The following is a 25,179-nucleotide window of genomic DNA, read 5'->3' as shown; positions in this document are numbered from 1 at the left end:
CGCAACACACCCCAGTGCATACCCATCTCCCCTTGATCGGAGTTCAAGCTAGCGAGGGGTACCGACAAAAAAAAGAGCCCGGATCCCTGACGGGACCCGGGCTCTTCCCCCGATCGGGTCAACCGATGTCGCGCCGCCGGAATCCGGCCAGTCCCGCGGCCAGCGTGACCACCGCGATCCCGAGCAGCCATGCGAAGGGCGTCACGGTGAAGTCCGCGCTCGGCAGCTTCGGCACGTGCGTGAAGGGCGAAACGTCGAGAACCGCTTGCGGCGCCTGCACGACCGGCCCGAACAGCGACAGCAGCAGGAACACCCCGGCCACCGCCCACGCCACCGCGGCGAACTTCGGCGCGAATCCGAACACCACCACGGAGATCCCGACGACCACCCACACCGCGGGCACCTGCGCGACCGTCGCCCCGAGCACGGCGGGCACCTGGCCGCCGACGTCGCCGACCCGCAGCCCGTGCAGCAATCCCGCGAACAGTCCCGCGACCACCAGCAGCACAGCCGTCCCCAGCAGCGAGAACACCAGGTGGCTGCCCGCCAGCGCCAGCCGCCGCACCCGGGTCGCGAGCAGCGGCTCCAGCCGCAGCGCCGTTTCCTCCGTGCGCATCCGCAACGTCGCCTGCACCGCGTACATCGCCGCGATCAGGCCGAAGATGTTCGCGATCGCCGCGAGGAACGTGTCGACCAGGTTCCGCGCGCCGCCCAGCCGCTCGAACATCTGCTGTGCCTGCGCGCTGTCCCCGACGACGTCGCCGATGCCGGCCGCGAGTGACCCGAACAGCGCACCCATCACCGCGAACCCGGCGATCCAGCCGGTCAGTGCGCCCCGGTGCAGCCGCCACGCCAGCGCGAACGGCGACCGCAGACCGGGAGCCGCGGTGCGCGGACCGGGTCGCGCCGGGAAGATCCCCATCCCGACGTCGCGGCGCGGCAGCAGCCGGTAGGCCACCGAGGCCAGCACGAGTGCCGCGCCGACGAGCAGCACCGCGACGGCCCACCGGTCACCCGCGAACGGCCGGATCTGCAGCGACCAGCCGAGTGGGGAGAGCCAGGACAGCCAGGAGACGTCGGTGGCCGAGTCACCGACCGCCCGCAGCAGGAAGGCGAACCCGAGCACCGCCGTGGCGACCCCGTTGGCCGTGCGCGAGTACTCGGCCAGCTGCGCGGAGATCGCGGCGACCGTGGCGAACACCAGCCCGGTCAGCGTCGCCCCGAGCCCGAACGCGACCGCGCCGCTTGACGGCAGGCCCGCGCCGGTCAGGCCGAGCGCGATCAGCACACCGGTTCCCACGGCACCGATCCCGGCGGTGATCAGCGCGGCCGTCAGGGCGGCGTAGCGCCCGGTGACCGTCGACGAGAGCAGCTCCTGTCGCCCGGTGTCCTCCTCCTGCCGCGTGTGCCGCGTGACCGTGAAGATGCAGGCCAGGGCCAGGAACAGGGGCGCGAACACGCCGAAGCGCCACGCGGTGAACCCGCCCGCGGTGGACAGGTCGAACGGCGGACCGTAGAGCAGCGTGAGCGACGGGTTCGCGCCCATCCCCGCGGTCAATGACGCGCGGCTGGCCTCGTCCGGGTACAGCTGTTCGTAGGCGCCGGCGGTGCTCGCGGGCAGGAAACCGATCACGAGCACCCACAGCGGCAGCACGATCCGGTCGCGTCGCAGCGCGAGGCGGACGAGGTGCCGGGTGCCGGTCAGCGCGGTCATCGCGTGCTCGCTTCGGTCGTGTAGTGGCGGAGGAACAACTCCTCCAGCGTCGGCGGCTGGCTGGTCAGGCTGCGCACCCCGACCTCGGTCAGCTGGCGCAGCACCTGGTCCAGCGACTGGGTTTCGACGTCGAAGCGGACGCGGTTGCCCTCCACCTTCAGGTCGTGCACCTCCGCCAGCTTGCTCAAGCCGTTCGGGTGACCGGCGAGCTCGGCGACGATCGAGGTGCGCGTGAGGTGCCGCAGTTCGCTCAGGGTGCCGGTTTCGACCGCGTGGCCGTTGCGGATGATGCTGACCCGATCGCACAGGGCCTCGACCTCGGCGAGGATGTGGCTGGACAGCAGCACCGTGCGGCCCTTGTGGCGTTCCTCCTGGATCGCGTACTGGAACGTGGCCTCCATCAGCGGGTCGAGCCCGGAGGTCGGTTCGTCGAGGATCAGCAGCTCCACGTCGGAGGACAGGGCCGCGACGATCGCGACCTTCTGCCGGTTGCCCTTGGAGTAGGTACGGCCCTTCTTCTTCGGATCGAGGTCGAAGCGCTCGATGAGCTCGTCGCGACGGTGCTTGTCGAGGCCGCCGCGGAGCCGTCCGAGCAGGTCGATGACCTCGCCGCCGGACAGGTTGGGCCAGAGGTTGACGTCACCGGGGACATAGGCGAGCCGCCGGTGCAGGTTCGCGGCGTCACGCCAGGGGTCGCCGCCAAGGAGGCGGGCGGTGCCCTTGTCCGCATGCAGCAGACCGAGCAGGACGCGGATGGTGGTGGATTTCCCGGCCCCGTTCGGACCCAGAAACCCGTGCACCTCTCCGGTCTTGACCTGCAGGTTCAGGTCGTCGAGGGCCTTCGTCGCGCCGAACGACTTGTCCAGGCCCTCGATGGAGATGGCGTTGTCCATGCGAGCGAAGCTACAGTGATTTCACAAAGTTGTGAAGTTAGGAAAACGTATAGATTGGCTGAAGCGCTGGACGAGCGAGGAAGGATCATCAGCATGCGGGACGAAGAGCAGGTCCGCCGGTACGTCGAGCGGCTGGCCCTCGTGCTGACGCAGCTCGGCATCCAGCGGATGGCCGCGCGCGTGTTCGCCGCTCTGATCGTCACTGACGACAGCCGGCTCACCGCCGGGGAGATCGCGGAGAAGTTGCAGGTCAGCCCGGCGGCGGTGTCCGGGGCCGTGCGTTACCTGGAGCAGGTGGCGTTGATCGAGCGGGAGCGTGAACCCGGCGAGCGCCGCGACCACTACCGGGTCCTCGACGACATGTGGTTCGCGAGCCTGCGCAAGCGGGACCGGCTGATGGAGATGTGGCGGGACGCCGCGGAAGAGGGGGTCGACGCGGTGGGAGCGGACACCCCGGCGGGCAAGCGGCTCGCGGAGATGCGTGACTTCCTCGCGTTCGTCATCAAGGAACTGCCCACGTTGTTGCAGCGCTGGGAGCGTGAGCGCGTGGCGCGCTAGACCGGCACGACTGCCTTGACGAGCTTACGCGCCAGCGCGGTGGCGTCGACTGCTTCGGTGTCCCAGTGCTTCAGGAAACCCTGCTGGAAAGCCGCGCCCAGCAACAGGGCCGCCATCGAATCCGGGTCCGCTGTGGACGGCAAGCGGCCCAGTTTCCGTTCCGCGCGGAGGTAACCGGACAGACGCGAAACCGGGGTACGCGGACCCGCACCGTGGTCGTGCACGGCGTCGCGGTGCGCGGTCAGCAGGTCCTGCGACGAGAACAGGGACGCGGCGATCGGGAAGCTCTCGGCGTAGAAGCCGATCGCGGTGCTCGTGACCCGGACCAGGTTGCCGCGCAGGGTGCCGCGACCCGGGGTCAGGTCGCTGAGCATCGCGTCCAGCCGCGGCAGCTGTGAGGCCAGCACGCCGAGGAAGATCTCCGTCTTGTCCGCGAAGTGCTTGTACAGTGCGGCTTCCGAAAACCCCGCAGCCCGTGCGATCTCCTTCGTGGTGGCTCGTGCGTACCCCTGCTCGCGCATGATCCGCGTGGCCGCGGCGAGGATTTTCTCCCTGGTGCCCACTGGTGTCCTCAGCGTTCTCTCAGTGCTCGCTTGACGGTGAGTGAATGCTCACCGACTATAGCAGGTGAGTGAACACTAACCAGGAGGAAGCCATGAAACTGACCGTGTTCGGCGCGTCCGGCGGAACGGGTGTCGAGGTGGTCCGGCAGGCGCTGGCCGCGGGGCACCAGGTGACGGCGGTGGTGCGCGATCCCGCCCGGCTGGACGTGCCGTCGCAGGCGCGGCTCGAGGTCGTGACCGCGGACGTGTTCGACCCGGCCGGTCTCGTGCCGGCGATCACCGGCCGGGAGGTCGTGATCTCCGCGCTGGGGCCGCGTGAGAAGGGGCCGAGTGTCATCTGCCGCGACGGGACGAGCAGCGTCATGACCGCGATGGGGACCGCGGGCGTGCGACGACTCGTGGTCGTGAGCAACAGCGGAATGCACTCCGACGGCGACGGCTGGTTCACCCGGCAGCTGGTCAAGCCCCTGCTGATCCGCATGCTGCGTGAGGCGTACGCGGACATGGGCGAGATGGAGCGGCGGGTGTCCGCCTCCGGGCTCGACTGGACGATCGTGCGCCCGCCGAAGCTCACCGACAAGCCGCACACCGGCCGGATCGCGAGCGAGACCAGCGGAAACGTACGCGGGAGCTTCACCATCTCGCGTGCCGACCTGGCCGACTACGTGCTGCGTGCGGCCGGGAATCCCGGGCTGGCGGGGGTGGCCGTGTCGGTCGCCGGTGGCTGAGGCGGCCGCGCTGACGGGCCTGGTCGTCGCTGGTGGCGGAGACTAATGTGCACACGTGTCAACTTCACGAAATCTCCTGGCCACCACGGCCACCATCGCCCTCGCGCCGTGGCTCGTCGCGCAGGGACTGCGGGTTCGGCGGACCACGCCTCGCCTGGCTGGCGCGTCCGGGCCGTCGAGCGGGTCGGTGGCCGGGCCCGGACCGCTGCGCCTGCTGGTGATCGGTGAGTCCACAGTGGACGGCGTCGGGGCGGAGACCCACGAGGAGGCGCTGACCGGGCAGCTCGCGTCCGCTCTCGCGCGGCGGTGGGGGCGCGGGATCGACTGGCGCGTCGCGGGCCGGACCGGGGCGAACGCGCGGACCGTCGCGGCCGAGCTGCTCGCCGAGGCTTGCCGGGAGCCCGCCGATCTCGTGGTCGTGGCGCTCGGCGTGAACGACACCATCGAGATGCGCTCGGCGAACCGGTACCGGCGGGACCTGCTGGCGCTGGTGGTGGCGGTCCGCCGGGCGCTCGGTCCGGTGCCGGTGCTGCTCGCGGGTGTGCCGCCGCTGGGTGCGTTCCCCTCGTTGCCGCAGCCGTTGCGACTGGTGCTGGGCCTGCGGGGTGCCGCGCTGGACGCGTCCGCGGCGGCGCTCGCCGCGCTGCCAGGCGTCACGTACTGCGCGGTGCCACGCGAAGTGGTGAACCCGGACCTGTTCGCCGCCGACGGGTTCCACCCCGGTCCCGCCGGATACCGCCGTTGGGCGGAGAAGCTCGCCGAAGCGGCCTGATCGCCTACTCCCGGTATTCAGGAGACGGCACACTGGTCTGAACGGGTGAAACCGGCCACCGCCGACCAGGTGCTTTGGAAAAAGTTCTGCCGCTGTGTATCTGGTGTGGGGTCCCTCGCGTCATAGGGGCGTTGGCAGGTTGGACACCAGTGGAGGACAGCATGAGCTCTCCCCGGCCCTTCGCCGAGGAAATCGCCGCGGTTCGCGATTCCCTCGCCACGATGGGGGATCCGTGGCGGGCGGGGGAGACGGTGCTCAGCCGGCTGGCCGGTGAGTCGCGACGGGTGCGACTGGGGGTGCCGGCCCCGAGCGTGGCCGAGGTGGAAGCGCGGGCGGAACTGCCCGGGCGGATGCTGGAGGTCGCGCTCGGGGCCGCCGGCCAGCGCTGCACCGGCCTGCACGCGCCGGGCGGCACGCTGCCGGTCAAGTTCGACCTTCGCGACGTCTGCGGCCGCAGCTACGTGACGCCCGTCAAGGACCAGGGGGAGTCCGGGTCGTGCAGCGCCTTCGGCACCGTCGCGACACTGGAGGGGACAGCGGCCTACACGCGGCGCAACACGGGGATGCGCCTGGACCTGTCGGAGGCGCACCTGTTCTTCGGCTTCGCGCCGGGGCACCGCCAGGAGGGTGACACGGGGTCCTGGCCGGATGACCTGATGGGGGACTGCGCCGCGAAGGGCGTGACCTTCGAGGACTACTGGCCCTACTCGGACGAGGGAAGCGGCGCGCTGAACCCGGACTGGGTGAACCGCGTCGCCCGCGCCGAAGGGGTGGTCGACCTGACGCAGGACCCGGCCGCGATCAAGCACCACATCTACGGCTACGGCCCGGTCACCGCCTGCATGGTGATCTACGACGACTTCTTCCACTACGCGGGCGGTATCTACCGCGCGACCACCACGGAGAGCAACGGCGGGCACTGCGTCGCGCTCATCGGGTGGGACGACGAGCAGAACTGCTGGATCGCCAAGAACTCGTGGGGCACCGACTGGGGCGAGTCCGGCTTCTTCCGGATCGCCTACGGCGAGGCCTTCATCGAGGACTACCCGGAACCGCGGCCGACGACGCTCGGCTGCACCGGGGTCACCTTGCGCGCGTGGCTCCCGCCGCAGCGCGCGTTGCGCCTGTTCTCCGCCGGTGCGGGCGAATGGGTGTGTCTGGAGCAGCTGGGCTGGGTCCGGCTCTCGGGGGACGCCGGCGGCGTGGGCCGACAACTCGCGCTGCTGGCCGAGGCGCGGGCGGGCGGTCATCCCGTCAGCCCGTTCCTCGACCACGGCGTGCTGACCAAGGTTGCCACCACGTACTGAAGGGGAGTGAAGGATGACCACGAGCAAGAGCGAAACGCCGGGGACCGGCCCGCAGGACGACCCGAACGTGGAGCTGGCCGCGCTGACCGCGGAGGATGACGCGGCCCCGGCGGGGGTCTACGACCCGAACACCCCGCCGCCGACCGGGGTCTACGACCCGAACACGCCCCCGACCGGGGTGTATGACCCGAACACGCCGCCGCCGACTGGCGTGTATGACCCGAACACGCCGCCGCCGACCGGGGTGTATGACCCGAACACGCCGCCGCCGACCGGGGTGTATGACCCGAACACGCCGCCGCCGACTGGCGTGTATGACCCGAACACGCCGCCGCCGACCGGGGTGTATGACCCGAACACGCCGCCGCCGACCGGGGTGTATGACCCGAACACGCCGCCGCCGACCGGGGTGTACGACCCCAACACGCCGCCGCCGACCGGCGTGTACGACCCGAACGTCCCGCCCTCGCCGAACGGCAACGGCGCCGCGCCGCAGCCCCCGCAGCCCACGCACCCCACCCAGCCCACGCAGGGCGTGTGGGTGCACAACCGCGCGGTCACGCGCCTGTGGTCGACGAGCGCGGCGCCGGGGGTGTGGGCCGAGATCGCCGGCCTCGGCTGGAAGCGGCTCGCGTCCACCGGGGACGGGCGCAGCTCGCTGACCGCACTGGCCCTGCTGGCCCGCAACCACGGGCTGGCGGTGTCCTTCCACGAGAACGCCGCCGGTCAGATCGATCAGCTCCTGGTCTGACCGCCGGACACCGAGACCGGCGGTGGCCGGCAGCCGAGGGGGCCGCCGGCCACCGCCACCCTGGGGAGCAGTCAGTGGCACAGATCCGGCTCGCACAGGCGGATTCGGGGGAGACGGCACAGCTGCGTGTGGGGGACACGGTGGAGCTGTGCCTGCCGGAGGTCCGCTCGTCGGGTTACCGGTGGCGCTGGTCGCTGCCGGACGCGGTCCGCGTGGTGGCGGACGAGCACGTCCGGTCCAGGGGGGTGGCCCCGGGGGAGGGGTCACCGGGCGAGGGGGGCGTGCGCCGGCTGGCACTCGACGTCGTCGGGGCCGGCCGGCACCTGCTCCGGGCGGAGCTGGCGCGGCCGTGGGAGGTGGAGCCGCGTCGCTCCGTCACGTTCGTCCTGGCCGTGACTACTCCGAACGAGTGATGTGTGTATCTGGCCGCCGGATCCGTCCTCTGCACGGTGACGGGCCGGAGATACTGGCCAGCGCTGACCCGAGGAGAACCACCCGGAGTGGGGGCGAACGCGGTGACGGAAGCGAGGACCGCCGAGGCGGATCCCTCCTGGGAGGGACTCCGCGGACCCGAGCTGTTCGAGGCCTGCCTGGAGGCTGCCCGCGCGGGCAACAGACAAGCCCTGAACCGTCTGGTCGCCGAGCTGACGCCGCTCGTGTGGAACGTCGCGCGTGGTCAGGGTCTGGACACGCATTCGGCCGAGGACGTGGTCCAGACCGTGTGGCTGGCGCTGGTCAGCCATCTGGACCGGCTGCGGGAACCGAAAGCGCTGGCAGGCTGGCTGGTGGTCACGGCCCGCCACGAGTCGCAGCGGGTGCGTGGCCGCAAGCCGCCGCCGGTGCCCCTGACCGACGAGCTGGCCGAGACCGTGCAGAGCACGGAACCGGCACCGGAGGCCGAGGTGCTGCGCACCGAACGCGACCAGCGGCTGTGGCTGGCGTTCCGCAGGCTTCCGCAGCGGTGCCAGGAACTGCTGCGGCTCACCGTGCTGGCCGGCCGCGCCGAGTACCGGCTCGTCGCCGAAGCGCTGCAGATGCCGCGCGGCAGCATCGGCCCGAACCGTGGCCGCTGCCTGAAGACGATGCGCGAACTGCTGGACATCGAAGGGGGCAGCGCATGAACGACATCCAGGGGCCCGGAGGTGGGGCGCATCCCGATGACGAAGGGCTCCTGGCCGATCTCGGCCGGGTGCTGGCCGCCGTCGATCCGCCGCCCGAAGGTCTCGTCGAGCGCGTGCAGTTCGCCCTCGAACTGGAGAACCTCGACTTCGAGATCGCCCAGTGGGAGCGGGCCGAACCGGCGCTGGCCGGTGTCCGCAGCATCACCGACGAGGGCACGATCACGTTCACGGTCAGCGATCTCACGGTGATGATCAACCTGACCCGGATCGGGCAGTGCCACCGCATCGACGGCTGGCTCGTCCCGGCCGGTTCGCACGGTGTCGAGGTCAGGGTGGCCGAGCACGGTTCGTCGGCGACCATCGCGGACGAGGGCGGCCGGTTCGTGCTCGACGAGGTGCCGCGCGGGACGACCCAGATCGTGATCTCGGTCGGCGGGGTCAGCAGCCGCCGGACGGTCGTCACGCCCGCCGTCGTCCTGTAGGTCAACCGGCCGCTCCTTCTGGTCTTCGGATGTGCTCAGATAGAACGCGTGGCAGCTGCGCGTGATCCCCGGCGTGTTCTCGACCGGGCAACCGAGCTGCGTGGCCGGGCCACCGACGCGGCGGGCAACTTCCGCAACGTCGAGGCGGTCCGCCTTTTCGCCAGGGCCCTGCAGGTGCTGGAATCCGGGCCGGACGATGCCGGGACGATCACGCTGCGGGCCCGGATCCTGGTCGGCCTCGCGATGTCCGAGGCCGAGACCGGATCGGCCGCGGCGGGCCTTCGCCACCTGGACGACGCCCTCGCGCTGACCGGGCGACTGCGCCCCGGTGCCTCCCAGCGGGTGCTGCGCGCGCTGGTCGGCGCCCAGCGCGCGCTCGTGCTGGGCCGGGTGGGGCGCCTCGGCGAGGCGCTGGCGTTGTTCGACGAGATCCTGCCCGTGCTCGAAGGGGAAGCCGACGACAACGGGCTTTCGCTCACCCGCAATCTGATGAACCGCGCCAACATCCACATCGAACTGCACAATCCGGGCGAGGCCCTGGCCGACCTGACCCGCTGCCTGGAACTCGCGACGAAGCACGGGCTGTTCCGGCTGGAGGGCAAGGTCCGGCACCTGCTCGGGGAACAGGGACAGCTCGTCGGTGACATCCCCGGCGCGCTGCGCCACTACGAGCACGCGGCGCGGATCTACGCGGACGCGGCGGACGGGTGGCTGGCGCGCCTGCGGGTGGACCAGGCCAGAGCGCTGCTCGTCGCCGGTCTGTCCGAGGACGCGGCACGGCACCTCGACGACGTCCTGCCCGAGCTGTATTCCAGCCGCAACACGCAGGACATCGCCGAGGCCGAGGTCGCCCGCTCGGCGGCCGCGATCCTGGACGGCGACCTGGCACTGGCGCGGCGGCTGGCCGGACGCGCACGGCGGCGTTTCCTGAGCCGCGGCAACGACCGCTGGGCCGAGGTGGCCGCGTTGACCCGGCTGCGGGCCGACGCCACCGAGACGCTCGGTGGCGCCCGCAAACCACCGGCGCGGCTCGTCACGACGCTCATCACGCACGCGGACCGGCTGGCCGGGATGGCGTTGCGGGACGAGGCCGCGGTCGCCAGGCTGCTCGCCGTGCGGCTGCTGGTGCGCCGCGGCGACGTGGGAACGGCCGCGGACCTGCTCGCGCGCGTGCCGAGACCGCGCCGCACCACGCCGATCGACCACGTCATGCTGCTGCGCCTGTGCCGCGCCGAGCTGGCCGTGGCGACCGGCCGTCCACGCGCCGCGCTGGCGCAGGCCCGCGGCGGGTTCACCGAGCTGAGCCGGGTCCGGGACCGCATGGGCGGGCTGGACCTGGTGTGCGGAACCGCGGTGCACGGCCAGGAACTGGGGCGCCTGGCGGTCGGGCTGGTGCTGGGCAACACCCGCGGGCACGCGGGCGCGCGACGGCTGTTCGCGTGGCAGGAGCGGACCCGCGCGCAGGTCTACCGCTACGAACCGCTGCCCGCGATCGACGATCCGGTGCTCGCCCGGCTCATCACCGAGATGCGGCAGGTGCAGCGGCTCGCCCAGCAGAACCGTCTCGACGGCAAGCCGGTGACGGCGCTCGAACAGCGGTACGCCCGGCTGCAGCGCGAAGCGGGCCGTCTCGGCTGGTACACCAGCCCGTGGGGACGTCCGCGGCCGGTCAGCTCGCCCGAGGAGGTCGCCGCCGAGCTGGGTGACCGCGTGCTGGTCAGCCTGATCGGGCAGGGCGGTGAGCTGTCCGCGGTGGTCGTGCGGGACGGCCGGTTCGCGCTGGTCCGGCTGGGTGCCCTGGACGAGGTCGTGGAGATCACCAGGCAGCTGCACGCCGACCTGAACGCCCTCGCCCCGGACCACCTGCCGAAACCGCTGGTCGCGGCGGTCACGGCGTCGGCGGAGAAGCGTGCGCGGCTGCTCGACGAGCAGGTGGTGCGGCCGTTGGCCGACGCGATCGGCGACCGCGAGCTGGTGATCGTGCCGACCGGGCCGCTGTACGCGCTGCCGTGGTCCGCGCTGCCGTCGTTGCGGGGACGCCCGCTGTCGATCGCGCCGTCGGCGACGGCGTGGGTGACCGCGATGAACCGTAAGCTGATCGATCCGGTCGTGCTGGTCGGCGGACCGGGGGTACCGGGTGCGATCGGAGAGGTGAAGCAACTGCGCTCGGTGTACCCGTCGGCGAAGCTGGTCGACGGCGAGTCGGCGACCAGCTCGGCGGTGCTGGAGGCGCTCGACGGCTCGGGCCTGGCGCACCTGGTCGCGCATGGCGCGCACGAACCGGCCAACGCGTTGTTCTCCCGGCTCGAACTGGTCGACGGGCCGTTGTTCGCGCACGAGACCGCGCAGCTGCGGCGCCCGCCTGACCGAGTCGTGCTGGCCGCGTGCGAGCTGGCGATGAGCCATATCCGGCCGGGCGAGGAGGCACTGGGCTTCGCCGGTGCGTTGCTGGCGAGCGGGTCACGCACGATCGTCGGGGCCATCGCGCGCGTGGGCGACCGCGCGGCGGCGGAGGCGATGACCGATCTGCACCGGCGCCTGGCCGCGGGCACCCCGCCCGCGCTGGCCCTGGCCCACGCCACCGCCGCCGACCCGCTCCGCCGCCCCTTCCTCGTCCTCGGCGCCGGTTAGCGTTCGGCGGCCTTCACCAGCTTCGCGGACAGGAACTTGATCGCCGTGCGGAGCGCGGCGTGCGCGATCGGGCCGGTGCCAGGGACCTTTTCCCGGAACGAGCCGCGCCAGGTCAGCCGCGTGCCGGTGCCGTGGGGCTCGAACAGCACCTCGCCGCGGTAGTCGCGCACCGCCGCGGGCTCGGCCAGCGTGTAGACGTGACGCCGGTCCTGCTCGTACTCCAGCGTCTCCTCACGCATCAGCAGCGGCCACGCCCCGACGGCCCGGATCGCCCCCACGCCGCCCACCGGGTCGGCCCACCGGTCCCACCGGGACACGACGATGAGCGGTTTCGCCCACTCGGACCAGCGCGCGCCGTCGGTCTCCAGCCGGAACAGGGTCGCGGGCGCGGCCGTGCTGGTGCGGGTGACCTCGAAGGTGAACGTCTTGGCGGGCATCGGCGACCTTCCGCTCGGAGTAAGGGGGTTACTCAGCAGTAAACCAGGGGCTTACCGGATGCGGGTGCGCTGACCTCGGTGTTTCATAGGGGTATGGGCATCAACTTCGATGAGATCAAGAAGAAGGCGCAGCAGGCGCTCGACCAGAACGCCGACAAGATCGAGAGCGGTATCGACAAGGCCAGCGGCTTCGCGAAGTCGAGGTTCGGCCAGCACTCCGGCAAGATCGACAACGTGACGGGGAAGGCGAAGGACTTCCTGCACAAGAACCAGTCCGGCGATGACCCCGGCCCCGGACCGCAGGGCGGACCCGGCCCGTCCGGACCCCAGTCCGGCCCGACCAGCCAGCCGTAACAGCTACCGCACCTCGCCGATGACGGTGTCGTCGGCGAGAGCGGTGATACGGCCGCCGCGCTCGCCGAGCGCGCGCAGGCCGTCGCGGGCGTCCGGCGCGCCCAGCGCGACGCGGACGCCCGACGGTGTCGCCTGCCTGGCGTCCGCCAGTGCCCGCGCGCCTTCGTGCCCCGAGTTGATGCTGACCGCGAGGCCGCCGGTGGAGGCCAGCGATCCCCGCATGGCGCCGAGGCGTCCGAGTGCCTCGTCGAGCACCGGGAGCAGGGCGTCCCGGTTCCCCTCGGTCATCGCGCGCACGAGTCCGGGCCGGGTGGCGGCGACCCGCGTGGCGTCGGTGTAGGAGCCGGCGGCCAGTGCCATCGCGACCGGGCCGCCGTCCGCGCCGACCGAAGCCAGCACCGCGGCCAGCAGGTGTGGCAGGTGAGAGATCCGGGCGACGGCCTCGTCATGCGAGGCCGCGGTCAGCGGGACCACGTGCGCGCCGAGATCGATCGCGAACCGGGCGACCTCCGCCCACGCGCCCAGATCGGTGTCGTCCTCCACGCACACCACCCACGCCGCGCCGCCGAACAACGCCGCGTTGCCGGCCCGCCACCCGGACTCCGCGGTGCCCGCCATCGGGTGCCCGCCGACGAACCGGGCCGACGGGGCGAGCGCGCGCGCCGCGGTCAGCACACCGGTCTTCACGCTGGTCACGTCGGTGAGCAGGCACGACGGGGCGTGCTCGTCGACAGTCCGCAGCACCTCCTCGACCGCGGTCAGCGGCACGGCCAGCACGACCAGCGCCTCCCGTTCGGCGGCCCGCCGCAGCGCGGCCGCCACGTCCGTCGAGGCGTCGAAACCCTCAGCGACGGATGCTTCGGCGTCGGCTGCCGCCGAGGTGGCGCCCCAGACCTGCCGTCCGACCGCCGCTGCCGCGCGCAGCACCGAGCCGCCGATCAACCCGAGCCCGATCACGCATACGTCTCGCACGGTGGATCATCCTGCCAGTGCGTCGAGGGCGAAGGCCGCATACATCGCGACCCCGGCCGGGAAGGCGCCTTCATCGTGGCGTACCCGATTGGAGTGGTTGGTCGGCGCCTCGGCCGGATCGACGTCCGGCGGGCACGCGCCGAGGAACGCGAACGCGCCCGGGACCCGTTGCAGCACATAGGAGAAGTCCTCGGCGCCCATGATCGGATCGGCCATCAGCTCGGCGCGGCCGAGCACGCGCTGGGCGAGGTCGAGCACCCGCAGCGCCTGGTCCGGATCGTTGACCGTGACCGGGTAGCCGGGTTCGACGTCGGCCAGCACACGGCAGCCGTGCGCCTGCCCGATCGCCTCGCACACCGCGGGAAGATCGGCCTTCACCTGGGCGCGGGTGGCCTCGGACAGCGTCCGGATCGTGCCGGTCAGCTCGGCCGTCTCCGGGATGATGTTCGTCGTGGTGCCCGCCGCGATGCGCGTCACCGACACCACCGCCGGGTCGAACACGCTGATCCGCCGCGTCACCATGGTTTGCAGCGCCCCGACCATCGCGGCGGCGGCGGGCACCGGGTCGATCGCGTTGTGCGGGCTCGAACCGTGCCCGCCCCTGCCGATCACCTGGACGGTGAACGTGTCGTTGGAGGCCATGAGCGGACCGGGCCGCGTGGTGATCAGCCCGGACTCGACGTGCGAGAGCAGGTGGATCCCGAACGCGCGCTCGACCCGCGAACCCGCCGCGTCGAGCACGCCTTCGTGGATCATGTGCCGCGCGCCGTGGTAGCCCTCCTCGCCGGGCTGGAACATGAACACGACCGAGCCGGCCAGCTCGTGGCGGCGGGCCGACAGCAGCCGTGCGGCCGAGGCGAGCATCGCGACGTGCCCGTCGTGGCCGCACGCGTGCATCGTTGCGTCCACTTCGGAGGCGAATTCGAGCCCGGTGTCCTCCTGCAGCGGCAGCGCGTCCATGTCGCCGCGCAGCAGGATCGACGGACCGTCCTGCTCGCCACGCAGCACCGCGGTGAGCGCCGTCGTGGCCTTGCCCTCGGTGATCTCCAACGGCAGACCGTCCAGTGCCCGCCGGATGGCGGCCTGCGTCCGCGGCAGATGGAGGCCCTGTTCGGGCTTTCGATGGATCTCGCGGCGCAGCGCGACCGTGGCCGGTTGCAGAGCGTCGGCTTCGGAGCGCAACGCGGCCAGGCGGGTGTCCGGCAATGGGGGCAACTCGGTGGGTCCGGTCATCATCCGATCCTCGCAGAGCGACTGCACCGATGATCCGTCCAGGTATACGGTGTGCGCTATGTCGGTGAAGGAGCCGGTTGCGGGATTCGCGGTGGCCGTGGTCCGGGAGGACGGCAAGTGGCGCTGCAACGCGCTCGACGCCGGTGCGCTCACGGGGCTGGACGCGGCGATCACCGAACTGGCCAAGCTGCGGTCCACGGGGGCCGTGTTCGGCCTGCTCGCGGTGGACGACGAGTTCTTCGTGATCGTGCGGCCGAGCCCGCGTGGCCCGTCGCTGCTGCTGTCGGACGCGGCGGCGGCGCTGGACTACGACATCGCCGCCGACGTGCTCGACGTGTTGCGCGTCGACCCGCCGGACGAGGAGGACGACTCGATCTGGCCCGAGGGCGATCTCGACATCCTCGCCGACGTCGGCCTGCCAGGGCCGGAACTCGAGGTCATCGCGGGCGAGGTGGACCTCTACCCCGACGAGCAGCTGCAGATGATCGCGCAGCGCTGCGGTTTCGGCGGCGAGTTCACGGCGCTGCTCGACGAGATCTGACGTGTCCGACGCCGATCTGGTGTCCGCGGCTCTCGCCGCCGCGCGCGAGGCGGGGCCGGATGTGCCGATCGGCGCCGCGGTGTTCGCCCCGGATGGCCGCCTGCTCGCGCGCGCCCACAACGCCCGCGAGGAGCGGGGCGACCCCACGGCGCACGCCGAAATCCTCGCGTTGCGGGAGGCGGCCGCTGTGTTCGGCGACGGCTGGCGGCTGGAGGGCTGCACGCTCGCGGTGACGGTCGAACCCTGCACGATGTGCGCCGGCGCGCTCGTGCTCGCCAGGGTCGCGCGGGTGGTGTTCGGGGCGTGGGAGCCGCGCACCGGTGCGGTCGGGTCGCTCTGGGACGTGGTGCGGGACCGGCGGCTCAACCACCGGCCGCAGGTGCGTGGCGGCGTGCTGGAAGCCGAGTGCGCCGCGCTGATGGCGGACTTCTTCGCCGGTCACCGGGACGTGTGATTCCGCGACACCGCGGGTAGCCCGTCGCTGACCGCAGCGAAGGAGGGTCGATGAACGTCGTGAAGAACCGGGTGTCCAGCCGATCCCGCCAAGCCCGCGGCCGGGCGCGCGAGCTGTACGGCCGCTTGACCGGCAGCAGGCGCCACCAGGTGGCAGGTCGCACCGAGCGGCTCCGTGGCGTCGTCCACGAGACGACGACCGAGGTGGCGGACTGGGCAGCCACCGCGGCGCGTGACGCGCAGCGCCGGTTCCGCACCAGGTGAGGAGTGCCTGCAGGTCGCTCCGGGGCGTCTAGTAACCTAGTCGGCGGTAGCGTGTCCGAGCGGCCGAAGGAGCACGACTCGAAATCGTGTGACGGTTGACCCCGTCCGTGGGTTCAAATCCCACCGCTACCGCCGGATCGAACGCCGGGCCTTCCTGCGAAGGCCCGGCGTTCGTCTTTTCGGCTGCTGTCACCGGTGATCATCCGGCCGTAGGATCTCCCGATGACACCGCTCAGAGTTCGAACACTGTTCACCGTCGCGACGTTGACGGCGGCCGGGGTACTCGCGACCGCCGGCAGTGCCGCAGCCTCTCCCGAACCGCCCGGTGACGGGTGGGACCACACCTACCGGGACCTCGGCGTCACGGTCTACGTCGAGGAGTACGGCGACCGCATTTCGGTTTGCGACGCGGAGGCCAACGGGTCCAGCGCGCAGGTCAACGTGTGGGCCGACGGCGGATGGCGGTACAAGGCCGTCGTCTCCAACGGCAACGGGAGTTGCGTGACGCATTCGGCGAGCCAGGGTGGTGCCTACAACCTGCCGGAGGGCGCGTACATCGAGCTGTACTACAAGGGCGTCAGCACGAGCTACGCGACGAAGAGTTCCTACGTGAACGACCACTGACCGCCCTTCGTCGTAGGCCGGCTGGTCGAACCGTTACCGGTTGTTGCCACTGAATCTTCCTTCGACTCACCTCACAGAGGGAAGATTCCTCGACTGATGCGCAGACGAGGGGACTCAGGGTGACGACCACTCGAAGAATCGGCGTGCTCACCGCCGCCGCTCTGACCGGGCTGTCCGTGGCGGTGATGCCCGCGCGGGCGGCGAGCGCGGACGCGGTGATCGCCGAGGTCTACGGGGGTGGCGGCAACAGCGGGGCCACGCTGACCGGCGATTTCATCGAGATCGCCGCGTCGGCGGCCACGGCACTCGACGGCTGGAGCGTGCAGTACCTGCCCGGCTCGCCCAGCGCGTCCAGCAGGTGGCAGGTCACCCCGCTCACCGGAACGGTCACCCGGAACGGTCGTTACCTCGTCGCCGAGTCCACCGGATCGGGTGGCACTGTCTCCCTGCCCACCGCCGACGCGGCCGGTTCGATCGCGATGTCGGCCACCTCCGGCACCGTCGCCCTCGTCCGGGGCACCACAGCCCTGACGTGCCTCACCGCCGCCGACTGCCTCGCCGACCCGGTCGTGCACGACCTCGTCGGCTACGGCTCGGCGACCGTTCGCGAAGGCAGTCCGGCCCCCGCTCCGAGCAACACGACCTCGGCGGCCCGCACCGCCCTCACCGACACCGATGACAACGCCGCCGACTTCGCCTCCGGCGCCCCGACCCCGGTCAACACCAAGGGCGAGACCTCCGGTGGCGACGCCGGCGGTACCCCGGCCAAGATCCACGACGTCCAGGGCACCACGCGCCTGTCGCCGCTGGCGGGCAAGAAGGTCACCGGCGTGACCGGCATCGTCACCGCCCTGCGCACGTTCGGCTCCGCGCGTGGCTTCTGGATGACCGACCCGCGGCCCGACAGCGACCCGCGCACCAGCGAGGGCGTACTGGTGTTCACCGGCTCGGCCACGCCCGCCGTGGCCGTCGGCGACGCGGTCACGGTGTCCGGCACCGTCACCGAGTACTACCCGGACAGTCCGGCGAACTCGATCTACCAGTCCACCACGGAGATCACCGGTCCGCGGTGGACGGTCGAGTCGAGCGACAACCCGTTGCCCGCGCCGACCGCGCTCACGCCGACGACCGTGCCCGGCACGCTGGCGCCGGACGCGGGCGGCAACACCGAGAACCTGCCGCTGGAGCCGTCGAAGTACTCGCTGGACTTCTGGGAGGCGCACGAGGGCGAGACGGTCAGCGTGCGGGACGTCCGCGTCGTCGGGCCGTCCACCGAGTACAACGAGGTCTACGTGACCACAAAGCCGCGCCAGAACCGCACCGACCGCGGCGGCACTGTCTACACCGGGTACGACGAGCCGAACACCGGCGTCCTCAAGATCGAGTCGCTGATCCCGTTCGCGCAGCGCCCGTTCCCGCAGGCCGACACCGGTGACACGCTCACCGGGCTCACCTCCGGGCCGGTGGAGTACGACAGCTTCGGCGGTTACACGCTGCAAGCGACGACGCTCGGCGAGGTCAGGGACGGCGGCCTCCAGCCGGAGACCACGCGCAGGCAGCTGCCGGGCGAGCTGGCCGTGGCGACCTACAACGTCGAGAACCTGTCCGCTGTGGACGATCAGGCGAAGTTCGACCAGCTGGCGCACGGCATCGTGGACAGCCTCGCGTCACCGGACATCGTGACCCTGGAAGAGATCCAGGACAACAACGGCGCCGCCGCCGAGGGTGACGGTGTGGTGGCCGCGGACCAGACGTTGCAGCGGTTCACCGACGCGATCGCCGCCGCGGGTGGCCCGCGCTACGAATGGCGGCAGATCGACCCGCAGGACCTCACCGACGGAGGCGAGCCTGGCGGCAACATCCGCGTCGGATTCCTGTTCAACCCGCGCCGGGTGTCGTTTGTGGACCGTCCGGGCGGCGACGCCACCACGCCCGTGTCCGTGTTGCGTGAGCGCGGCAAGCCGCACCTGTCGGCGTCGCCGGGCCGGATCGACCCGGGCAACGCCGCGTGGGAGGACAGCCGCAAGCCGCTGACGGGCGAGTTCGTCTTCCACGGCCACACGGTGTTCGTGATCGCCAACCATTTCAACTCGAAGGGCGGCGACCAGCCCATCCACGGCCGCTACCAGCCGCCGACCCGGAGTTCGGAGGAGCAGCGCGGGCAGCAGGCGCAGGTGTTGCGCGGATTCGTCGACCAGCTACTGAAAGCCGACCGCTGGGCGGACGTCATCGTGGCCGGCGATTTGAACGACTACCAGTTCTCACCCGCGCTGAAGACCCTCACCCGGGGCGGCGCGCTGACCGACCAGATCGACCGGCTGCCCGAAGACGAGCGGTACAGCTACGTCTACGAGGGCAACTCGCAGGTGCTCGACCACATTCTGACCTCCCGCGCGATGTGGTGGGTGGACTACGACGTGGTGCACATCAACGCCGAGTTCGCCGAGCAGGCCAGCGACCACGACCCGCAGATCATCCGCTACCGCCCGATCTTCTGAGCATCCGACGGCCGCCGCCGCACCTCCCGCGGCGGCGGTCAGCGGTGCAGTTGCTTCGCCCTGCGCTGAGCGGCGCGGGCGGCCTGGAGCATCGCCTCGGCCAGGTCGGACGGCTTGACCTGCTCGAACAGTGCCGTGTTGATGGCGACCTCGACCACCTCACCGCCCGCCGCCACCCCGACCTCGACCAGTCCCCAGTCGTCCTGCGCGGTGGTCACCTGCTGGGCGGCCTGGCGGCGCCGCGCGACCTGGCGCTCCTGGACGGCTTCGGACTGGGTGGTCAGATCGCGGTTCACCGGATCCTCTTTCTCTCGGGCTGGCTGCTACGACGTGACCGACTCCCCAGCGGTTCCGTGAGGAACCAACCACACCCGCGCAACGTCCCATGACCATGAACTGGGTACGCGCGACCGTCGACCACCTCCCCCGCCGCGGTGTTTCGCCCGTGGTCCCGGCCGCCCTGCGGGGCGACCTGAGCTGGGCCCGGGCCTACATCCGCCGCCCGATGCCCAAGCCGGACACCTTGGAACCCGAGACCTGGATGCGCCCGGCGAACTAGCGCCGCGCGCGCCAGCCCAGCGACAGCACCGCGTCGACCAGCTCCTGGTATGCCTCCTTGACCTCGCGCAGGTAGAGGTCGAGCCGCGAGGCGTATCCGTGCGGCGCGGGGGACGGGTCGGCGCCGACCTCCAGCCACGGCAGGCGGCTGACGTTGTCCTGCGCCATCCGCCACCAGTGCTGCGCGCCCTGCACCGTCCGGGTTTCCCGTTCCCTGGACTCGACCACCGCGGCCTCCGCGGCCGCGATCTCGCCGTCCAGCTCCTCGGCCCGGCGCCGCTCCCACGCGCGCAGCTCCTCGGCCGCCTTCCCGGCCAGGCCGACGATCTGCTTGTACTCCATCGCCGCGCTCATGACGGGTGCTCCGGCCGGTCGAAGGGGATCATCACCTCGGGTGAGACGTGCGTGCTGCGGTCGAAGAACAACGCCCGGCCCGGCCGCGGCGACCAGTGCACGACCTGCCCGGCCGCGAACTGGCTCAGCTCGGAGCCCTGCACATCCAGCGCGGCCCACGCCCCGATGTCGTCGGTGCCGGCGAACCCGAGCGTGTCCTTCAGCCGCGCCGTACTGCGCCACCAGCCGATCGTGTGAATGCCCTTTCCGGGCCCCTGCTTGAGGACGAGCCGGAAGTGGTCGAGCCCGCTCTTCAGCTGACCGGGTGATTTCTGCTCCAGGAGCGGCAGCGCGCCGTCGACGCCGTAGAGCAGCAGGATCCGCGCGTGTTCGGGCGGCTCCTCGGCGAGTTTGGCCATGTGCTCGCCCAGCTCGACGTCGCTCAGCCGCACCACGCGGTGCCCGTCGGCTTCGAGACCGTCCGCCAGCTCGCCGACCGCGGGCGCGCACCGGTCGACCAGGCACGCCACCAGGAACTCGACCTCGTGCCGCGGGTACTGCCGCGCCAGCGACCGCGCGGCGGCGTCCATGATGGACAGCGCCTCGGCGATCGCGGTGCCCAGGACGGCGAGGTTCCGGCCCGGTGCACCGGTCAGCTCGACCTCGCACGCCGTGTCCGCCACGTCGATCGACTGGCCCAGCAACGCGCGCGGCGTCCCGCCGGGAGTGAGCGCGGTGAACGCGCCGGAGTGCTCCAGCAGGGGCGAGTGGGCCCCGTCGAACAGCCGCGGCCGCTGGTGTTCCTGGGCGTAACGCTCCCACAGCTCCCGTTGCAGCGACGAGAAGATGTCCTTGCTGCTCGCGTCGGGCACGTGCGCCAGCTGGTTCCCGTGTGCCACCCCGGAATCGTGGTTGACCACCGCGTGCCACTTCGGCGCGGCGACGGCGGCCATGTTGGTCTCGGCCAGCACGCGCCGTGCCTTCGGCATCGCGATGCGCAGCGTGCACTGCTCGAACACCGCCGGTTTGCCCCAGAACGCGTCGATGCCCGCGATGTCCTGGCTGGCCAGGATCAGGTGGATGCCCTGCGCACGGCCGCGGCGGGCGATGTCTTCGAGCAGTGCGGTCGCGGTGTTGGTGACCCCGTCGCGGCCGGCGAACAGGTACTGGAACTCGTCGATCACCGCGACGATCCGCGGCCAGTGCCCGCCCGGGTCCTGGGCACGCAGCCCGGCCAGGTCGGTGACCTCGTGCTCCTTGGCTGCGGCGGAGCGGCGGCGCAGCTCGTCGGCGAGGAACCGCAGCAGCGCCAGGCCGAACTCGCGGTCGGTGTTGACGTTGACCCCGATCAGCCGCGCGTGCGGCAGCCAGCTCGCGTCGCGGCGGCCCGGCGCGAGCCCGGCGAAGGACACGCCCTCCTTGAAGTCCAGCAGGTAGAGGGCGAGTTCGTCCGGCGGGTAGCGCGCGGCGAGGCTGCCGAGCAGGGCGTAGAGGAAGTTCGTCTTGCCCGACCCGCTCGGGCCGCCGATCAGCGCGTGCGGGCTCGCGTCGCCGATCACGACCTCGACCGGGTCACCCTCGAAGAACCCGACTGGCGCCCGCAGTTCACGCGCGGAGTTTTCCTGCCCCAGCTCGGCGGGCAGCAGATCGCGGAACGAGCGCGGGCCGCCCTGCTTCTCGACCAATGCGTCGGCCAGCCTGCTCGCCGCAGCGCTGACCTCGGCGGACGGGATCGGCTGGTCCAGGTCGACGACCAGGTTCGGGCCGGTCATGCTGGTGGCCGCGCGGTGCTCGCCGAGCATCCGGATGTTCTCGAACGACCCGGCCAGCACGGTCGGGATGTCGACGGTGATCAGCGAGATCCCGGCGGCGAGCGCGGCGCCCGCGATGCGCTTGAGTTCCCGGAGCGGTTCGGCGGCCCAGGTCTCGCCGTTGCCGAACAGCACGACGACCCGCCACGGCTCGATGCGCTGGCCGAGCTGGTCGCGCAGCCCGCGCAGCGAGGTGTGCCCGGCCTGCATGGTCTGCGCGTGGATGCGGCGGATGTGGCCGGTGACCTCGTCGAGCAAGACGCCCAGCTGGTCCGGGTCGTACAACGTGACCGCGGAGGTGCGGGACAGCGGGTACAGGTTCGGCAGTACGGCGGTCAGCTGAGCGACGTCCCACAGGTGCACCCGCACCGAGCCCAGCTCCATCGAACTGAGCACCCGCAGCAACAGACCTTCGATCAGCGATTCGACGGCCTGCCGGGTCCGCGGGGCCGTCGTGATCGCCAGGTGCGAGTCGTCCAGCAGCGGCACCACGACCGGGAACGGGCCCGAGTTGTCCATTGTGGACGAGCCAATGCGCCACAGTGGTGGCGGTGTCAGCGGTTCCAGCCCCGGCCGGCCGAGCCACGCGCTCGGCGGCAGGCTCGCCGGGCCGGACGCGGCCTGCGCCACGAGGTCACGCAGGCGGGCGGGCACGGTCGCCGCGTCCGCGTAGAAAGCGTTCCGCTGGGCGTCGAGCTTGTCGCGGACACCGGCCATCACCGGATGACGCAGAGCGGCCGCCAAATTTTCGTCCCCGGCCGCGGCGTCGATGCCCGCCCGTACGACCTGCTGTTCCAGCTGGAGCCTGGCCAGCTCGGCTTCGGCGATCTGGCGTCCGGCCTGAGCGGCGCCGAGCACCATACCGAGCTTCTCGCGCACGGCGCCCAGAGCCGACACGACCCGGCGTTTCTGCTCATTGGCCTTGGGCATCGCGTGCCTACAGCCGGGCCAGGTAGGTGTTCACCAGATCGTCCGCGGCGCGCAGCCGCTCGGCGTCCGCCCCGAGCCGGTCCACGGCCGCCGCGAGTTCCGGCGGCACCCAGGGGTCGGCCAGTTCGTGGGCGTTCACGATCACTTCGCGTGCTTCGTCCAACAGTTCCACCGCACGGTTGGTGTGTTCGCTTGCCTCGGCCAGTTTCGCACGGAACGCGGCGAGCTGCGCCTGCAGTTCGGGGAGCGAGAACATCTACAGGCGAGCGGCGTAGGACTCGGCAGACGACACCGCCGCCTGGATCGTGTTCTGCTGCCCGCTGATGCCCTGCAGGGCCTCGGCCAGCATGCTGTTGGCCTGGGTCACCTCCGGCTGCGTGCTGCCCGAGGTGACCTGGCCCAGGATCTGCTGGGCCTCCTCGAGTGCCTGAGCGGCCTGCTGCAGGGCTGCGACGCCGGCGTTGCACTTCTCGTTCGCCATCGCGATCCCAGCGCGGATCTCTTCCACTCCGGCCATAGTGACGCGGGTTCTCCTCGAGCTAGCGGTTGGTCGTGCCGCGTGTGCGGCCTGTCATCAAACTATCGGTAGAGCGGCGGCGACCATGAGCCTGGTCACTGGTGCAACCGGGTGAAGCGAGAAGACCCCGGACGCGTTCACACGTCCGGGGCCCCGTTGGTGGCTCGATGATACGACGGGCCGGCGACGGAGCGACGCGGTCGAGGCCCGGAACGGCGAAACGCCGGGCATCCAGCGGATACCCGGCGTCCCGGCCGAGAGCGGAGGATACGGGATTCGAACCCGTGAGGGCTGTTACACCCAACACGATTTCCAATCGTGCGCCTTAGGCCGCTCGGCCAATCCTCCGCTGAGAAGGGTACAGGAGGCCCTCGCGCGATCTGCTCAGGGCCGCTTCACGCAGGTGTAGGCCCCGTACACCCGGCCGGTGAACTCGGCGTCCACGATGTCGAACCCGGCCGCCGCCAGCATCGGTTCGAGCAGCCACCGGAAGGTGCTGTGCTCGGTCCGCACGTGCTCGGCCAGGTCGTCGCGCGTGTACCCGGTCGCGGGGTCGGTGGCCGCGTGCTCGAACCACTCCGCCATCACGACGTCCGCCTCGTGCGGGGCGAAGTCGTAGATCAGGTCACGCAGCCGCAGGGTCCCGCCCGGCCGGAGCATCCCGGCGACGCGGTGCAGGGCGATCGCCTTCCAGAAGTCCGGCAGCTGGTGCAGCGCGTGCCGTGTGAAGACCGCGTCCGCCGGCTCGCCCCGGTGCTCGTAGGTGAGGAAACCGGCTTGCACGCACTCGACGTTGTCCCGTCCGGCGGCCCGGATGACGTCCAGCATCACCGGCGACACATCGACCGCCACCACTCGTTCGAACCGGTTCGCGGCGGCGAGGGCGAACTGTCCGGTGCCGGCACCCAGGTCGACGACGACGCGCCCGTCCAGCAGCGCGAGGTCCTCCGACGGGTCGGGCCGTCCCTGCTTGCGGTCGAAGCCGGCCACGAAATCGGGGTCGAGGTGTTCGGGTCCGGCATGGGCGAGCTCGTCCAGCGTCCAGGTCATGCCGCCGATTGTGTCGCCGCGACGCCGTCCTCGCTCGCGGTTTTCAGGCCGCCTCGGGTGGGGCGGCGAGGACCTCCCGCCCGGCCTCGGTGAGTCGCACGCCGACCCGCTGGCCCAGCAGACCCGGCCGCGACGGGCACAGCAGCCCGGCGTGCGCGAGCAGGTGCGCGGTGACCTGGTCGCAGCAGGGGAGCCCGTCGATGAACAGGTCGGGTTCCGAGCTGCACGTCATCTCCGCGCGGCCGGCGCTCACCGCCCGCAGCATCGCCATCGCCCGGCGGGACAGGTTTCGTCGTCGGGTTGGGTGGTTCATCACTGGCCCCCATCAGGCCGACCGGGTGAGTGCCTCCCCGTCGTCGGCGGCGACGGGGCCGAACATCGCGCAGATCTCCTCGACGACCTGGCGGTGCGCGGCGAGCGCCAGGTGACCGACCCCGGGGAGCACCACGTTGCGCACCTGGAGGTCGGGATGCTCGAACCGGCCGTTCCTGGCGGGCAGGACCAGTTCGTCGCCGTCACCGGAGAACGTGACGAACTTCGTCGTGCACTGGGGCGCGGGCCGGGCCAGTTCCGTCAGCAGGTCGCTGCCCGGGCGCAGCTGCCGGGCCAGCGGCATCGGAGACAGCAACCAGGCCGCCACCGTGCCGCCGTGCGGGGTTCCGACCGTCACCGCGGTGCCGATCCGCTGGTGCCCGCCGAGGCGCTGCACGTAGTACCGGGCGATCAGGCCGCCCAGGCTGTGCCCCACCAGGTCGAGCTTCGGCGCGCCGGTGACCTCGCACAGCTGCTCGATCTGCTCGGCCAGCCGGCTCGCGGCGGACCGGACGTCGTGCAGCAGCAGGCTGTAGCTGAACGAGACGACCGGCCCGGCGCCGCAACGGTCGAGTGCGATCTTCAGGTCGGTGAAGATCGCGGTGTTGTCGGCCAGACCGGGCAGGACCACGAGCGGCCGCCCGGGCACGGCGAAAGTGGTGTTCCCGGGGGTGGGCGGGAGCGCCCACCGGCGCCGGATGCCCGCCGGATACCGCATCGCGTGCGTCACCACGCTGGCGATCTCGCCGGCGACCGTACGCAGAACCGTCAT

30 protein-coding genes and 2 tRNA genes are annotated in these 25,179 nt (G+C 71.5%); 17 read left to right on the top strand and 15 right to left on the bottom strand.

Annotated elements, in window-relative coordinates; all coding sequences use genetic code 11:
* Positions 1-118: 118 nt before the first annotated feature.
* Together HNR02_RS07360 and HNR02_RS07355 are read right to left on the bottom strand one after the other, a co-directional pair.
* Positions 119-1,714 (bottom strand): ABC transporter permease, encoded by a 1,596-nt coding sequence (locus HNR02_RS07360; RefSeq protein WP_179772429.1) that lies wholly within the window; start codon positions 1,712-1,714, stop codon positions 119-121.
* Positions 1,711-2,607, bottom strand: coding sequence for an ABC transporter ATP-binding protein (locus tag HNR02_RS07355; protein WP_179772428.1), 897 nt, complete (start codon positions 2,605-2,607; stop codon positions 1,711-1,713). Before HNR02_RS07355 ends, HNR02_RS07360 begins: the two co-directional genes overlap by 4 nt.
* A 93-nt stretch (positions 2,608-2,700) precedes the next feature.
* Between HNR02_RS07355 and HNR02_RS07350 the strand changes: the two genes are divergently transcribed.
* Positions 2,701-3,165 carry a GbsR/MarR family transcriptional regulator gene (locus HNR02_RS07350; protein WP_179772427.1) on the top strand — a complete coding sequence of 155 codons (465 nt, stop codon included), beginning with the start codon at positions 2,701-2,703 and terminating at the stop codon, positions 3,163-3,165.
* On the opposite strand, the gene HNR02_RS07345 is transcribed toward HNR02_RS07350, so the two are convergent.
* Positions 3,162-3,728: a TetR/AcrR family transcriptional regulator gene (locus HNR02_RS07345; RefSeq protein WP_179772426.1), complete on the bottom strand. Its 567-nt coding sequence runs from the start codon at positions 3,726-3,728 to the stop codon at positions 3,162-3,164. The genes HNR02_RS07350 and HNR02_RS07345 overlap by 4 nt on opposite strands.
* A gap of 92 nt (positions 3,729-3,820) precedes the next feature.
* On the opposite strand from HNR02_RS07345, the gene HNR02_RS07340 reads away from it, so the two are divergent.
* The 8 genes from HNR02_RS07340 to HNR02_RS07305 all read left to right on the top strand — a co-directional run bounded on the left by HNR02_RS07340 (position 3,821) and on the right by HNR02_RS07305 (position 11,520).
* Positions 3,821-4,456: an NAD(P)-dependent oxidoreductase gene (locus tag HNR02_RS07340; RefSeq protein ID WP_179772425.1), complete on the top strand. Its 636-nt coding sequence runs from the start codon at positions 3,821-3,823 to the stop codon at positions 4,454-4,456.
* A 55-nt stretch (positions 4,457-4,511) separates the two neighbouring features.
* A complete protein-coding gene (locus tag HNR02_RS07335; RefSeq protein WP_179772424.1) occupies positions 4,512-5,228 on the top strand; it encodes an SGNH/GDSL hydrolase family protein in 717 nt (238 codons plus the stop codon).
* Positions 5,229-5,389: 161 nt separating this feature from the next.
* Positions 5,390-6,535 (top strand): C1 family peptidase, encoded by a 1,146-nt coding sequence (locus tag HNR02_RS07330; protein WP_246338515.1) that lies wholly within the window; start codon positions 5,390-5,392, stop codon positions 6,533-6,535.
* A gap of 13 nt (positions 6,536-6,548) precedes the next feature.
* Positions 6,549-7,286: a hypothetical protein gene (locus tag HNR02_RS07325; RefSeq protein WP_179772423.1), complete on the top strand. Its 738-nt coding sequence runs from the start codon at positions 6,549-6,551 to the stop codon at positions 7,284-7,286.
* Positions 7,287-7,360: 74 nt separating this feature from the next.
* On the top strand, positions 7,361-7,699 hold the full coding sequence (locus HNR02_RS07320) for a protease inhibitor I42 family protein (protein WP_179772422.1): 339 nt from the start codon (positions 7,361-7,363) through the stop codon (positions 7,697-7,699).
* Between the two features lie 102 nt (positions 7,700-7,801).
* Complete coding sequence (locus HNR02_RS07315) at positions 7,802-8,407, top strand: RNA polymerase sigma factor (RefSeq protein WP_179772421.1); 606 nt, start codon at positions 7,802-7,804, stop codon at positions 8,405-8,407.
* Positions 8,404-8,889 (top strand): carboxypeptidase regulatory-like domain-containing protein, encoded by a 486-nt coding sequence (locus HNR02_RS07310; RefSeq protein WP_179772420.1) that lies wholly within the window; start codon positions 8,404-8,406, stop codon positions 8,887-8,889. Before HNR02_RS07315 ends, HNR02_RS07310 begins: the two co-directional genes overlap by 4 nt.
* Before the next feature lie 243 nt (positions 8,890-9,132).
* Positions 9,133-11,520: a CHAT domain-containing protein gene (locus tag HNR02_RS07305; RefSeq protein ID WP_246338790.1), complete on the top strand. Its 2,388-nt coding sequence runs from the start codon at positions 9,133-9,135 to the stop codon at positions 11,518-11,520.
* On the opposite strand, the gene HNR02_RS07300 is transcribed toward HNR02_RS07305, so the two are convergent.
* On the bottom strand, positions 11,517-11,957 hold the full coding sequence (locus HNR02_RS07300) for an SRPBCC family protein (RefSeq protein WP_179772418.1): 441 nt from the start codon (positions 11,955-11,957) through the stop codon (positions 11,517-11,519). The two genes, HNR02_RS07305 and HNR02_RS07300, sit on opposite strands and share 4 nt — an antisense overlap.
* A gap of 93 nt (positions 11,958-12,050) precedes the next feature.
* Between HNR02_RS07300 and HNR02_RS07295 the strand changes: the two genes are divergently transcribed.
* Positions 12,051-12,311 carry an antitoxin gene (locus HNR02_RS07295; RefSeq protein ID WP_179772417.1) on the top strand — a complete coding sequence of 87 codons (261 nt, stop codon included), beginning with the start codon at positions 12,051-12,053 and terminating at the stop codon, positions 12,309-12,311.
* 3 nt (positions 12,312-12,314) lie between these two features.
* On the opposite strand, the gene HNR02_RS07290 is transcribed toward HNR02_RS07295, so the two are convergent.
* Together HNR02_RS07290 and HNR02_RS07285 are read right to left on the bottom strand one after the other, a co-directional pair.
* On the bottom strand, positions 12,315-13,283 hold the full coding sequence (locus HNR02_RS07290) for a prephenate dehydrogenase (protein ID WP_312860930.1): 969 nt from the start codon (positions 13,281-13,283) through the stop codon (positions 12,315-12,317).
* A 6-nt stretch (positions 13,284-13,289) separates the two neighbouring features.
* Positions 13,290-14,516 (bottom strand): M20 metallopeptidase family protein, encoded by a 1,227-nt coding sequence (locus HNR02_RS07285; protein ID WP_179772416.1) that lies wholly within the window; start codon positions 14,514-14,516, stop codon positions 13,290-13,292.
* Between the two features lie 58 nt (positions 14,517-14,574).
* Here HNR02_RS07285 and HNR02_RS07280 point away from each other — a divergent pair, with 58 nt between their 5' ends.
* The 6 genes from HNR02_RS07280 to HNR02_RS07255 all read left to right on the top strand — a co-directional run bounded on the left by HNR02_RS07280 (position 14,575) and on the right by HNR02_RS07255 (position 18,896).
* Complete coding sequence (locus HNR02_RS07280) at positions 14,575-15,057, top strand: tRNA adenosine deaminase-associated protein (RefSeq protein WP_179772415.1); 483 nt, start codon at positions 14,575-14,577, stop codon at positions 15,055-15,057.
* A 1-nt stretch (position 15,058) separates the two neighbouring features.
* Positions 15,059-15,511, top strand: a complete 453-nt coding sequence (locus HNR02_RS07275) for a nucleoside deaminase (RefSeq protein WP_179772414.1) — start codon at positions 15,059-15,061, stop codon at positions 15,509-15,511.
* A gap of 50 nt (positions 15,512-15,561) precedes the next feature.
* Complete coding sequence (locus tag HNR02_RS07270) at positions 15,562-15,774, top strand: CsbD family protein (RefSeq protein WP_179772413.1); 213 nt, start codon at positions 15,562-15,564, stop codon at positions 15,772-15,774.
* A gap of 45 nt (positions 15,775-15,819) precedes the next feature.
* Positions 15,820-15,906: transfer RNA gene (locus tag HNR02_RS07265), tRNA-Ser, on the top strand.
* Positions 15,907-15,996: 90 nt separating this feature from the next.
* The gene (locus HNR02_RS07260) at positions 15,997-16,398 is read left to right on the top strand and encodes a hypothetical protein (protein WP_179772412.1); all 402 of its coding nucleotides are present in this window, start codon (positions 15,997-15,999) and stop codon (positions 16,396-16,398) included.
* Positions 16,399-16,583: 185 nt separating this feature from the next.
* Positions 16,584-18,896 (top strand): DUF8508 domain-containing protein, encoded by a 2,313-nt coding sequence (locus tag HNR02_RS07255; protein WP_179775753.1) that lies wholly within the window; start codon positions 16,584-16,586, stop codon positions 18,894-18,896.
* A 38-nt stretch (positions 18,897-18,934) separates the two neighbouring features.
* Here HNR02_RS07255 and HNR02_RS07250 read toward each other — a convergent pair whose 3' ends face one another.
* On the bottom strand, positions 18,935-19,192 hold the full coding sequence (locus HNR02_RS07250; protein WP_179772411.1) for a YbaB/EbfC family nucleoid-associated protein: 258 nt from the start codon (positions 19,190-19,192) through the stop codon (positions 18,935-18,937).
* Positions 19,193-19,287: 95 nt separating this feature from the next.
* On the opposite strand from HNR02_RS07250, the gene HNR02_RS07245 reads away from it, so the two are divergent.
* Complete coding sequence (locus HNR02_RS07245; protein WP_179772410.1) at positions 19,288-19,455, top strand: hypothetical protein; 168 nt, start codon at positions 19,288-19,290, stop codon at positions 19,453-19,455.
* Here the strand turns inward: HNR02_RS07245 and HNR02_RS07240 are convergent.
* The 8 genes from HNR02_RS07240 to HNR02_RS07205 all read right to left on the bottom strand — a co-directional run bounded on the left by HNR02_RS07240 (position 19,452) and on the right by HNR02_RS07205 (position 25,179).
* A complete protein-coding gene (locus HNR02_RS07240; protein WP_179772409.1) occupies positions 19,452-19,808 on the bottom strand; it encodes a hypothetical protein in 357 nt (118 codons plus the stop codon). The two genes, HNR02_RS07245 and HNR02_RS07240, sit on opposite strands and share 4 nt — an antisense overlap.
* Positions 19,805-22,528 carry an FtsK/SpoIIIE domain-containing protein gene (locus HNR02_RS07235; RefSeq protein WP_179772408.1) on the bottom strand — a complete coding sequence of 908 codons (2,724 nt, stop codon included), beginning with the start codon at positions 22,526-22,528 and terminating at the stop codon, positions 19,805-19,807. Before HNR02_RS07235 ends, HNR02_RS07240 begins: the two co-directional genes overlap by 4 nt.
* Positions 22,529-22,535: 7 nt before the next feature.
* Positions 22,536-22,784 (bottom strand): hypothetical protein, encoded by a 249-nt coding sequence (locus HNR02_RS07230; RefSeq protein ID WP_179772407.1) that lies wholly within the window; start codon positions 22,782-22,784, stop codon positions 22,536-22,538.
* The gene (locus HNR02_RS07225; RefSeq protein ID WP_167101203.1) at positions 22,785-23,045 is read right to left on the bottom strand and encodes a hypothetical protein; all 261 of its coding nucleotides are present in this window, start codon (positions 23,043-23,045) and stop codon (positions 22,785-22,787) included. It abuts the gene before it with no gap.
* A gap of 261 nt (positions 23,046-23,306) precedes the next feature.
* Positions 23,307-23,393, bottom strand: a tRNA-Ser gene (locus tag HNR02_RS07220).
* Positions 23,394-23,429: 36 nt separating this feature from the next.
* Complete coding sequence (locus tag HNR02_RS07215) at positions 23,430-24,095, bottom strand: class I SAM-dependent methyltransferase (RefSeq protein ID WP_179772406.1); 666 nt, start codon at positions 24,093-24,095, stop codon at positions 23,430-23,432.
* Positions 24,096-24,138: 43 nt separating this feature from the next.
* Positions 24,139-24,366 (bottom strand): hypothetical protein, encoded by a 228-nt coding sequence (locus HNR02_RS07210; RefSeq protein ID WP_179775752.1) that lies wholly within the window; start codon positions 24,364-24,366, stop codon positions 24,139-24,141.
* Positions 24,367-24,420: 54 nt separating this feature from the next.
* Positions 24,421-25,179, bottom strand: a complete 759-nt coding sequence (locus HNR02_RS07205; RefSeq protein ID WP_179772405.1) for an esterase/lipase family protein — start codon at positions 25,177-25,179, stop codon at positions 24,421-24,423.

The sequence above is a fragment of the Amycolatopsis endophytica genome, from assembly GCF_013410405.1.
Taxonomy (GTDB): Bacteria; Actinomycetota; Actinomycetes; order Mycobacteriales; family Pseudonocardiaceae; genus Amycolatopsis_E; species Amycolatopsis_E endophytica.
This window is presented reverse-complemented; position numbering and strand designations above follow the sequence as displayed.